The sequence below is a fragment of the uncultured Campylobacter sp. genome (assembly GCF_938045225.1).
In the GTDB taxonomy this organism is placed as follows: Bacteria; Campylobacterota; Campylobacteria; order Campylobacterales; family Campylobacteraceae; genus Campylobacter_A.
The window spans coordinates 1-10,899 of record NZ_CALINL010000237.1 but is presented as its reverse complement, the minus strand read 5'-3'; the positions used below and the strand labels follow the sequence as shown (position 1 = coordinate 10,899).

General features: G+C 46.2%; 12 protein-coding genes. All 12 read left to right on the top strand.

What is annotated here, in order from left to right; translation table 11 throughout:
- Window positions 1-518 (top strand): PepSY-associated TM helix domain-containing protein (locus Q0200_RS08440; protein WP_297940230.1); only part of this gene is annotated, 518 nt, incomplete at its 5' end.
- A 40-nt stretch (window positions 519-558) separates the two neighbouring features.
- Window positions 559-1,317 carry a hypothetical protein gene (locus Q0200_RS08435; RefSeq protein WP_297940227.1) on the top strand — a complete coding sequence of 253 codons (759 nt, stop codon included), beginning with the start codon at window positions 559-561 and terminating at the stop codon, window positions 1,315-1,317.
- Window positions 1,318-1,532: 215 nt separating this feature from the next.
- The gene (locus tag Q0200_RS08430; protein WP_297940225.1) at window positions 1,533-2,000 is read left to right on the top strand and encodes an RNA pyrophosphohydrolase; all 468 of its coding nucleotides are present in this window, start codon (window positions 1,533-1,535) and stop codon (window positions 1,998-2,000) included.
- Window positions 2,001-3,200 (top strand): aspartate kinase, encoded by a 1,200-nt coding sequence (locus tag Q0200_RS08425; protein WP_297940222.1) that lies wholly within the window; start codon window positions 2,001-2,003, stop codon window positions 3,198-3,200.
- Complete coding sequence (locus Q0200_RS08420; RefSeq protein ID WP_002946460.1) at window positions 3,197-3,739, top strand: HobA family DNA replication regulator; 543 nt, start codon at window positions 3,197-3,199, stop codon at window positions 3,737-3,739. Before Q0200_RS08425 ends, Q0200_RS08420 begins: the two co-directional genes overlap by 4 nt.
- 3 nt (window positions 3,740-3,742) lie before the next feature.
- On the top strand, window positions 3,743-4,363 hold the full coding sequence (locus tag Q0200_RS08415) for a DNA polymerase III subunit delta' (protein ID WP_297940218.1): 621 nt from the start codon (window positions 3,743-3,745) through the stop codon (window positions 4,361-4,363).
- The gene (gene folP / locus Q0200_RS08410; RefSeq protein WP_297940215.1) at window positions 4,360-5,496 is read left to right on the top strand and encodes a dihydropteroate synthase; all 1,137 of its coding nucleotides are present in this window, start codon (window positions 4,360-4,362) and stop codon (window positions 5,494-5,496) included. Before Q0200_RS08415 ends, folP begins: the two co-directional genes overlap by 4 nt.
- Before the next feature lie 24 nt (window positions 5,497-5,520).
- The gene (locus Q0200_RS08405; RefSeq protein WP_297940212.1) at window positions 5,521-6,381 is read left to right on the top strand and encodes an NADAR family protein; all 861 of its coding nucleotides are present in this window, start codon (window positions 5,521-5,523) and stop codon (window positions 6,379-6,381) included.
- A gap of 41 nt (window positions 6,382-6,422) precedes the next feature.
- Window positions 6,423-8,366: an NAD-dependent DNA ligase LigA gene (gene ligA, locus Q0200_RS08400; RefSeq protein ID WP_297940209.1), complete on the top strand. Its 1,944-nt coding sequence runs from the start codon at window positions 6,423-6,425 to the stop codon at window positions 8,364-8,366.
- Complete coding sequence (locus Q0200_RS08395; RefSeq protein WP_297940206.1) at window positions 8,356-9,069, top strand: TlyA family RNA methyltransferase; 714 nt, start codon at window positions 8,356-8,358, stop codon at window positions 9,067-9,069. Before ligA ends, Q0200_RS08395 begins: the two co-directional genes overlap by 11 nt.
- On the top strand, window positions 9,035-9,916 hold the full coding sequence (locus tag Q0200_RS08390) for a bifunctional riboflavin kinase/FAD synthetase (protein WP_297940203.1): 882 nt from the start codon (window positions 9,035-9,037) through the stop codon (window positions 9,914-9,916). The genes Q0200_RS08395 and Q0200_RS08390 overlap by 35 nt, the downstream gene beginning before the upstream one ends.
- A complete protein-coding gene (gene cmoA, locus Q0200_RS08385; RefSeq protein ID WP_297940200.1) occupies window positions 9,913-10,617 on the top strand; it encodes a carboxy-S-adenosyl-L-methionine synthase CmoA in 705 nt (234 codons plus the stop codon). The genes Q0200_RS08390 and cmoA overlap by 4 nt, the downstream gene beginning before the upstream one ends.
- The last annotated feature ends 282 nt before the right edge of the window (window positions 10,618-10,899 follow it).

Below are 10,899 nucleotides of genomic sequence, written 5' to 3'. Positions count from 1 at the left end.
TTTTGGCTTTTATGAGCGTTACGGGACTTTACTGGTCGTATGACTGGGCGGCAAAGCTCGTAAATAACACGCTTGGCGAAAAAGAAATTTTTAGAAAAAAGAGCTTTACGCAAGTGAGGGGATTTTCGCTGGAGGACGAGGGCAAGATAGCAAATTTAGAGGCCGCGATAGATATTTTTAAACGAGATAGAGAGGATTACGAGCTTTTTAACGTCATCACGCAAGAAGACGGCGAAAATTTTATGATATTTTACTTTGACAAAGGGCTAGAAGAGGACGATAAAGTAAATACGATGACGATAAACGCCGCCAAGGGGCAAATTATCAGGCATGCGAGGTTTGACGACGCCAAAAGCTCGATGCCTAGACCTTTTGCGATTCATAAGGCGGTTTTGAGTTTGCATTCGGGATATTTTTTGGGTGAGGTCGGTAAATTTATATTTTGTTTAGCTTCGGCATCGGTTTTGTTTTTCGCTATAAGCGGTTTTTGGATGAGCTTAAAACGGCTCAAAAGATAAATTTGATAAAATCGCTCGAAAAAACTGAAAAAGGCTAAATATGCGAGTGATTTTAGATGGATTTGACGGATCTTTTTTGCCGATTTTGCAAAGCTTTAAGGCTGTGATGCCAAGCCTGCGTATAACAGGCATAGAGGAGATCGGACAAAGCGTCAAGGAGGCGCCGAGTAAAGACGCGGATAACGCAGACGCTATCAACGTAAGCGAGCTTTTTGCGCGCCAGTACGAGCGGGATGAGCTTTTATCGGATGAATCTTTGTTTTTGCAAGACGATAAATTTGACGAGAGCGGTGAAACTGCGGCTATCAAATTTGATGAAAACGTAAAATTTGAAGGCATTCGGGCTAACTACGACGCTAAATTTGAGCAAAATTTAATGGCTGAGAGCGAACAAAAAACCGCTTTTGCTCGGGAGCAAATTTTACAAGATAGGCCACTTGTCGCGCCGTATCAAGAGAGAAGCCGCGAGGAAAAGGCTATCTTGCAAACAGGTTCTTTAAGCAAAGCGCCTAAAACTAAGGTTTTAGCCGAAAGCGCTCAAAATACCGTTCAACCAGAAGCTCCCGTTTTTGGCGAAGCTACTCAAACAGCTTCGTTTAGTAAAGCAGCTACCTCAAACGAAGCCGCAAAAACTGCCGTTTCAGACGATTTTGCGCAGGCTGCGCTATTTGATTTTAACGAGCCTGGGCAAAAATTGACGCCGCGCGCCGAGCCAAAAGCCGCGCCCGAGCGTAAAAAGCACGAAAGCGCGAGTCTGTTTACCGACGAAGAGGTGCGGGCGATACTGGAGCTAAAATAGAGGGCTCAAATTTGACGAGCCAAGCGGTCAAATTTGATGGAAAATGAAGCAAAACACGCAAATTTTATCGCGCCGTAAAAGTAAAATTCGTAGTTTTAAAATTTAAATAAAAATTTTAAGTATAGACGCCAAATTTTTCCGCTAACCTCGCGATATTTAGCTATATCTTAACTATTTTTCGTTAAAATCCACAATTAAAATTCTCGGAAAAAAAGATGGAAAAGAAATATAGACCAAACGTCGCGGCGGTCATACTTGCGCCCTCTTATCCGTTTGATTGCAGGATATTTATCGCGCAAAGGTGCGATATGACTGGTATCTGGCAGTTCCCACAGGGCGGTATAGACGAGGGCGAGACGCCGCGCGAGGCGCTAAAAAGAGAGCTCAAAGAGGAGATAGGCACGGACGACGTGGACGTGCTTAGCGAGTATCCGCAGTGGCTTAGCTACGACTTCCCTGAGGGTACGACGAGTAGGAAATTTTATAACTTTGACGGGCAGACGCAAAAGTATTTTTTGGTGCGGCTAAGGCCTAGCGCGAAAATAAATATAAACACTAAAAAGCCCGAATTTGACGAATATAGATTTATAAACTCAAGCGAGGTTTTGAGCGACGTAAACCACTTCAAAAAGCCGATTTATAGCAAGGTTATCGGCTACTTTAAAGAGAAAGGATTTATCTAAATGTTAATCGTCCAAAAATACGGCGGCACGAGCGTTGGAACGCTTGAGAGGATAGAAAACGTCGCCGCAAGAGTGATAGAAACTAAAAAAAGCGGCGCGGACGTCGTGGTCGTGGTCTCGGCGATGAGCGGCGTGACTAATCAGCTGGTGGACTACGCCTCACACTACACCAAAGACCCCGACGGCGTAGCGATGGATATGTTGCTTAGCTCCGGCGAGCGCGTTACCTGCGCGCTTTTAACGATAGCGCTGATAAATTTAGGCTATCCTGCGGTGGGTCTAAGCGGTAGGCTAGCTGGTATCGTCACCGATAGCATGCACACTAGAGCTAGGATCGAGGCGATAGATACTAAACGTATGAAAGAGGAGCTAAAGGCGGGCAAGATCGTCGTCGTAGCGGGCTTTCAGGGTATAGACGAAAAGGGCGACGTAACGACTCTGGGACGAGGCGGTAGCGACCTTAGCGCCGTAGCGATCGCAGGCGCGCTGGATGCCGATCTTTGCGAGATTTACACCGATGTGGACGGAGTTTACACGACCGATCCACGTATCGAGCCAAAGGCTAAAAAGCTAGATAAAATCAGCTACGACGAGATGCTAGAGCTTGCGAGCTTAGGTGCAAAAGTGCTGCAAAACCGCTCGGTCGAGCTAGCTAAAAAGCTAAACGTAAATTTAGTCACCAGAAGTAGCTTTAATCACAACGAAGGAACACTAATAACAAAGGAAGAGAGTATGGAAGCAGTGCTAGTAAGCGGTATCGCGCTAGATAAAAACCAAGCTAGAGTAACTTTAAGAGGCGTGGTCGATAAGCCGGGCATCGCGGCTGAGATTTTCACCGCGCTTGCAGAAAAAAATATAAACGTGGATATGATAATCCAAAACGTAGGCCAAGACGGCACGACGAATTTAGGCTTTACTATACCGCAAAACGAGCTTCACGTCGCAAAAGAGTGCATGGATAAACTAAGCGCGTCGAGGGAAATTTTATACAACGACGAGATAGTTAAGGTATCAGTCGTGGGCGTTGGTATGAAAAGCCACACAGGAGTAGCGTCTCTAGCCTTCCAAACGCTAGCAAATGAGGGTATAAATATCCAAATGATCTCGACTAGCGAGATAAAAATCTCGATGATCGTCGATCAAAAATACGGCGAGCTAGCAGTTCGCGCACTACACGAAGCTTATAAACTCGATAAATGAGCGATTTTATAAAATGGACGCTCGAGGCGATCCGCGAGGAGGGCTCGCTGATGAGCTGGATGGAGGAGAGGCGCACCGAGTGGACGCCCCTGCTCGCCTCGAAGCTTAAATTTTTACTCGAAGGGCGCGCGTTTATCCTGATAACCGATAGCGAGCGCGGTTGGTTTGAGGAGTATTTTTTAAAAAATATAAACAAACCGACAAACGCCCGCCCTGTGCTACCTTTTTTCTCGCTAAAGGCGCTCTATCCGTCTTTTGAAAATATCGGCTCAAAAGAGGAAGTCTCGCTGCTTTTAGATATGCTTAGCCTTGCTTTTCCAAACGGCTACGTGTTTTTTTATATCGGCAAAAGCGCCGAAAAAAGCTCGCAAATTGCCAAAGGTAAGGATGATAGCTACATGTGGCTTTTTGACGAGCAGGCGCAAAATAGCTTTTATCTAAGCTCCTCCGACGGCGCGCTAGATATCAAGCTTTTGTCGCTGTTTAGGCTCTTTGATAAGAGCATAGATGCCGCTTTATTTGCGAAAGTAACACTCTAATCTATGCGAAGCAAAATCGTAATCACGAGCGATTTTGAAGCCTTAAAAGAGGAAATTTTAGGGCTTTACGGCGTAAATTCGGTTAGATTTTTTTTCTCGGATGATTTTTTGCTAGAAAACGCAAAAGAGGTCGCCGCCGAGGCCTACATCGCTGAGAGCGAGCCTAAACTGCTAGTATTAGGCGCTAAAAATTTCCGCGTCGAGGCTCAAAACTCTCTACTAAAAATCATCGAAGAACCGCCTAAAAATATCTTTTTTATCATAGCTTGCGAGTCGAAAAATATGCTCCTGCCGACCGTTCGCTCGCGCCTAGTTACCGAAAATAGACTCGAAAAAAAGCAGCGCGAAAAAACGTGGCTAGATTACAAACGTCTCGAGCTAAAAGAAATTTGCGCGTTTATCGATGAAAAATCAGCTCTCGAGCGCTCCGAAAAGTTTGGCAAAAACGACCTAAAAGAGCTAGTCGCCGCAATAGCTCTGGAGGCTATGGCGCAGGGGGTTAAATTTAGTGCCGATGAGCTTGAGCATTTTTTCAAAGCCGTGCGCCTAGCCGAGCTAAATACCAAAACTCACGCGCTTCTTACGCCGATACTTCTTATGATTTACGAAAAAGGGCTTAGATGAAAATTTTTAAAATCAATCCGCAAACTGATTTTAACGAGATTTGCGAGATTATCCGTCCTAGCGACGAGGGGCGAAATTTGATGAAAAAAAAGTCGTCGATCAACTTTTTTTTGATTAAAGATTTGCGCTCGCCGGCCGCAAACATCCTAAAGCAAGATGCGCTAAGCGTGGGCGCGGAGCTCGTGACTAACCGCGACGTGATTCTGGGCGGCGAAAACTCCGCCGCGCTTTTGATGGCTACCGATGCGCAAGTTCTTGCGCTTGCCAAAAAAGAGTCCGCACAGGATTTCGGGCTAAAAAATTTGGCTAAATTTTTAAAATCTCCGTTTAAAAAACCGCAGCGCGCGCAGATCATGGGCATCGTAAACGTAAATGAAGATAGCTTTAATGCCGCAAGCCGCGTGAACGAAAAAAGCGGCATCGAAAAGATCGAAGAGATGATCGAGCAGGGTGCCGAGTATATCGACGTGGGTGCGGTTAGCTCCAGGCCCGGTAGCAAATACGTCGGACGCGAGGTCGAGTTTGCGAGGCTTGAAAAGATAGTTGCCGAAATTTACCGCCTAAATTTGCACGACAAGGCGATATTTAGCCTAGATAGCTTTGATGCATACTGCCTAGAGTACGCGCTAAATCACGGCTTTAAGATGATAAATGACATCACAGCAAACGCAAATTTAGCCACGCTTGCTGCAAGATACGACGCCCAGTTTTGCATGATGCACATGCAAGGCGATCCTGCCACCATGCAGATCGCGCCAAAGTATAACGACTTAATTGGCGAAATTTCGGATTTTTTTGAGCAAAAGATTGTCCTAGCTAAGGAGCTTGGCGCTAAAAAGATAGTGCTTGACGTTGGCATCGGCTTTGGTAAGACGGCTGAGCAAAATTTACTGCTTATTAAACATTTGGAGCATTTTTTAAAATTTGGCTGCCCGCTACTTGTTGGTGCTAGCCGCAAATCGGTCATAAATTTTTATAGCCCGAGCGAGGTCAAGGACCGCTTGCCAGGCTCGCTTTATCTGCACTTAAAAGCCTTTGAAAACGGCGCGCAGATTATCCGCACGCACGATGTGGCCGAGCACAAGCAGCTTTTTAATATGCACGAGGCGATGAGCCAAGCCACGCTTTGGTAGGGCGTTTGGCTAAAAAGAGGCTAGGTGAAAAATTTATTGCCGCCACCTTGGGTCAAATTTCCTCATATTAGCCCCTTTTCTATAGGCTGGAGGATGGGCGCTGGCGAGGATTATAAGTTTAAATTTAACGACTGGTTAAAAACGCTAAGCCAAGATGAGCAGCATCAATACAAACAGCTCTTTGCCGAGCCTGCGACGTGGCGTGGATACTGGGATGAGAGGCTAGGCAAGGATGAGAGCGCGCTTTTTACTTATAATGATTTCGAGCTAGATCTTTGGGAGCGTGAGCCTAGATATGATCTAAAGTGGCTAAAAAAGCGCTATAACGCTGGCAAGTCGGATAAATTTCTCTTATTTTGGGGTCATCAAAAGAGTGCAAATTTAAGTGCAAGCTGCCTTAGTCAGTGGTATAGCTCTAGCTTTTGGCAAGATGAAACTAAATACATTTGCGCCGAGCAATATATGATGGCTAAAAAGGCTGAATGTTTTGGCGATGACGAGGCTTTAGAGCAAATTTTATCCATCAAAGATCCAGCGCAGATGAAGGCGCTTGGCAGGCAGGTGCAAGGCTTTGACACTAAGGTCTGGGATGAGGTCAAATTTGGCGTCGTGCTAAATGCGAGCTATCTAAAATTTAGCCAAAATGCCCCTTTGCGTGACTTTTTGCTCCAAACTGGGAGCAAAATTTTAGTTGAGGCAAGCCCAGTTGATAAAATTTGGGGCATAGGCATGAGCGCTGAGGATCAAAATGCGCACAATCCTACGAAGTGGAGAGGGCAAAATTTGCTTGGCTTTGCGCTGATAATGGCGAGGGACGAGATAAAAAAGGTCTATAAAAACGTCCATTTTTGCGATGAAAATGAGCTAAATTTGGATCATTTATAAAGTATATTTAAGATAAAATGCGGTGTAAATTTGGAGCAAAAATGACAAAACAAGAGTACGAAAAAGCGGTAGATACGCTAAATGCGTGGGCAAAGGCCTACTACGACGAGGACGAGCCACTTGCAAGCGACGAGGAGTATGACGCGCTATATCACGCGGTTTTGGCCTTTGAGCAGGCAAATCCCAGTGAAATTTCGCTATTTTCGCCGACTAAGCGAGTGGGTGGGAGCGTAAAAGAGGGCTTTAGCAAGGCAAGCCACATAAAGCGCATGTGGAGCATGGAGGATATATTTAGTCTTGGCGAGCTTGATGCGTGGCTAAAGCGCGGAGAGAAGGAGAATTTAACCTTTGTCGCTGAGCCAAAATTTGACGGAGCGAGCCTAAATTTACTATATGAAAATGGCGTTTTAGTTAGGGCGATCACAAGAGGCGACGGCGTTACAGGCGAGGACGTGACGCAAAATGCAAGGACGATAAATTCTGTTTTAAAGAGCATTAACTACAAAGGGCTCATTGAAATCAGGGGCGAAGTCGTCATAAGAAAAGATGACTTTGAGCTACTAAATATAGAGCGTGCAAAAGAGGGCGAGACGCCGCTTTCAAACCCTAGAAATGCAGCCGCAGGCAGTCTAAGACAGCTTGATAGCGCGGTCACTGCAAAAAGAAAGCTACTTTTCATACCTTGGGGCGTGGGCGAGCAGAGCCTTGGGCTAAAAGATCACAGCGAGGTGATGAAATTTGTGCGTGATCTTGGCTTTGAGAGAGATGAATTTTTTAAAATTTTAAAAAAAGATGAGCTTGAGGCTGCGTATAACGAGTTACTAGCCAGCCGTGAGGCAAAGAGCGTGATGATGGATGGCATGGTGATACGAGTAAATGACCTTGCACGCTGTGAGCAGCTGGGCTACACGGTCAAATTTCCAAAATTTATGGTGGCGTTTAAATTCCCAGCCATTGAAAAGGTGACTAGGCTAAAAGACGTGGCACTTCAGGTTGGCAGAAGCGGCGTAGTAACGCCTGTTGGCGTGCTTGATGAGGTAAATATAGATGGTGCTAATGTAAAATCCGCCACCCTTCACAACTTTGACGAGATCGAGCGCCTTGGCGTTATGAAAAACGACTACATCGGCATCATCCGCTCAGGAGATGTGATACCAAAGATCACAAAGGTTTTTAAAGATAGACGAGATGGCAGCGAGCAAGCGATTGAGAGGCCTAAATTTTGCCCAGTTTGCGGCTCACACCTGCTTGATGAAGGGGTCTTTGTAAAGTGTCAAAATTTAAGTTGCAGAGCAAGAGTGGTGGGCTCGATAATCCACTACGCATCGAAAAAATGTCTAAACATAGACGGCCTTGGCGATGCGATCGTAAATTTGCTATTTGACAAGGGGCTAATATCTTGCATAAAGGACATCTACGGCCTTAAATTTGATGATCTAATCGCGCTTGAGGGCTTTAAAGAGAAAAAGGTAAATAACCTTTTAAATGCGATTGAAGCTAGCAAAGGAGCGGAGCTATCGCGCTTTATCACGGGTCTTGGCTGCGAGCACATCGGCGAGGTGGCGGCAAAGAAGCTAGCAAGTAGTTTTGGACTGGGCTGGCTTGATGCTAGCTTTGAGGAGCTAACCTCGCTTGAGGGCTTTGGCGCGGAGATGGCAAATAGTTTAATCGACTTTGCCGAGGTCAATAGAGCGGAAATTTTAGCCCTAAGCCAGATCGTGCAGCCAAGCGTGACGCAGACGCAGAGCATCTCAAATGCGCTAAGTGGCAAGACGGTGGTAATAACCGGCACGCTAAGTCGCCCAAGAGATGAGATAAAGGCGGAGCTTGAGAGTTTTGGTGCAAAGGTTTCTGGCTCAGTTTCTAAAAAAACGGACTTCGTGCTAGCTGGCGAGGAGGCTGGCAGCAAGCTAGATAAAGCGAATGAGCTAGGCGTGCGAGTGATCGATGAGAGCGAATATGAGAGGCTAAAACTTGAGATTTGATAACTACGTCGCAAGCGTTTTAAACATAAGTAGAAACAAGGCGAGCGAGCTGATAAAGGGCGGCAAGGTGCTAGCAAACGGCGAAATTTGCACCAAGGTTTCAAGTGAAGTTAGCGAGGCTAAAATTTCACTGCTTGATGAAATTTACGTTGGGCGTGGAGCGCTTAAGCTAAAGAGCTTTTTGGAAGCGATGAAATTTGACCTAGCTGGCAAAAACGCACTTGATATCGGCAGCTCAACTGGCGGTTTTATGCAAATTTTACTTGAGCGTGGCGTAAAGAGCGCCACAGGCGTTGATGTGGGCACTGATCAGCTAGACGCCAGCCTAAGAAGCGATGAGCGAGTGAAAATTTATGAAAAAACTGACGTCAGAGAGTTTGCAAAAGAGAATTTAAACAAATTTGATCTCATAACCTGCGACGTGAGCTTTATCTCTTTGGCTGAAATTTTACCAGCTATTTGCGAGCTAGCAAGCAGGGATTCGCTCATTATCACACTTTTTAAGCCGCAGTTTGAAGTGGGCGTTGGCGTAAAACGCAATAAAAAAGGCGTTGTCACCGACGCTAAGGCTGTAAATTTAGCTATGAAGCGCTTTGAAGTGCTAGCAAGTAGCTTGAAATTTGAACTGATAGCTTGCAAAGAGTGCGAGGTCAAGGGAAAGGAAGGAAATGCCGAGTTTTTCTACGCTTTTAACAAAAGATAACATCACTGCCGTTGCGATAGGGCACTTTGACGGCGTGCACAGGGGGCACAAGCAGCTTTTAAAGCAGCTAGGCGAGTTTGGCGGACTTGTTGTCATCGACAAAAACAAGGCCAACATCACGCCAAAGCTAAAGCGAGCTGAGTACTCAAACTATCCTTGCTTCTTGTATGATTTTGAGAGCATAAAAGGACTTAGCGGTGAGGAATTTATCGCGCTTTTAAAGCGAGATTTTAAAAATTTAAAAAAGATCGTTGTGGGATTTGATTTTAGATTTGGCAGAAATAGGGCTTGGGACAAGTATGATCTGGAGAGAATTTTTGATGGCGAGGTGGTCGTAGTAGACGAGGTTTGCTTTGACGGTATGGGCGTGCATAGCTCGGCTATACGCGAGTATATCAAACAAGGCGAGATCTACAAGGCAAACCGCCTGCTAGGCAGGGAGTACTCTATCGAGGGCGACGTAATAAAAGGGCAGGGCATCGGCGCAAAAGAGCTGGTTGCGACGCTAAATTTGGACGTCAAGAGCTATCTTTTGCCGCGCGAGGGCGTATATGCGACGAGGACTCGCATCGGCTACAAGACCTACGGCTCAGTTACCTTTATCGGCAACCGCGTGAGCACGGACGGCAACTTTAGCGTCGAGACGCACGTACTAAACGAAAATATCGAAGGCGCCAGCGACGTCGCAGTTTGCTTTATCAAGCGACTGCGCGATAACCGCAAATTTGAAAGCCTAGAGGAGCTAAAGGAGCAGATCGGGACCGACATCAAGCAGGCGATGGAGTTCGTCGGCGTGTGCGATCTCTACGTCGTAGGCGATGGTGTGCCTCAAAGGAGCGAGCCGTGAAGGATGAAATCTTTAAAGAGCCGATAAAAAAGCAGTTTGAATTTGACGCGAGCGTGGCGTCGGTGTTTGACGATATGATCGGGCGCTCGGTGCCGTATTACGACGCTTCGCAAAAGCTGATCGCCGATTTTTTAGCGCAAATTTTACCGCAAGGCGTAAGTGCGGTAGACCTTGGCTGCTCGACCGCCTCGACGCTACTGGCTCTTTGGCGCAAGAGAAACGATCTAGCGCTAAAAGGCGTGGATAACGCGCCTGCTATGCTGCAAAACGCGCGTGCCAAGATAGAGGCGTACGGCGCTAGGATCGAGCTTGAGCTAGCAGACATTTTGGAGTGCGAATTTGACGCGCAGGACGCCGTTTTGATGAACTATACGCTGCAGTTTATCCGTCCGCCTAAGCGTCAGGATTTCGTAGCTAAAATTTACCGCGCGCTAAATGACGGCGGCGTGTTTGTTTTTAGCGAGAAGCTGATATTTGAGGATAAGACGCTGAGTAAAAATATGATCGAAATCTACGAAAAATACAAGCTCGAACAGGGCTACTCGCGCTACGAAATCGCGCAAAAACGCGAGGCGCTAGAAAACGTGCTCATACCATACACCGAAGCGGAAAATAGAAATTTGGCGCTTAGCGCGGGATTTAAAAATGTGGAATGCATATTTAGGTGGGCGAATTTTGCGACGTTTGTCGCTTTTAAATAACGGCTCGTCTCGCGAGCGCTTTTTGCGGAGTTTGATAAAATTTAGCTCGGCAGACTACACGTCTAGCCTACGCTAAATTTTATCTGCACAACCCCAAAAATCATCTCGCGATACTTCGCCTTATCGCTTTACGTTCAAATTTGCAAATTTCGGCTTCAAATTTTACTCGCCGAGACCCGCATCTCGAAAACGCAAAATTTAAACTTGCGACGCAATAGCGCCACATAAACCTGCACGCAGTGCAGCAACTTCTCACGTCGTAGGGGTTGGGGGATTGTTAAG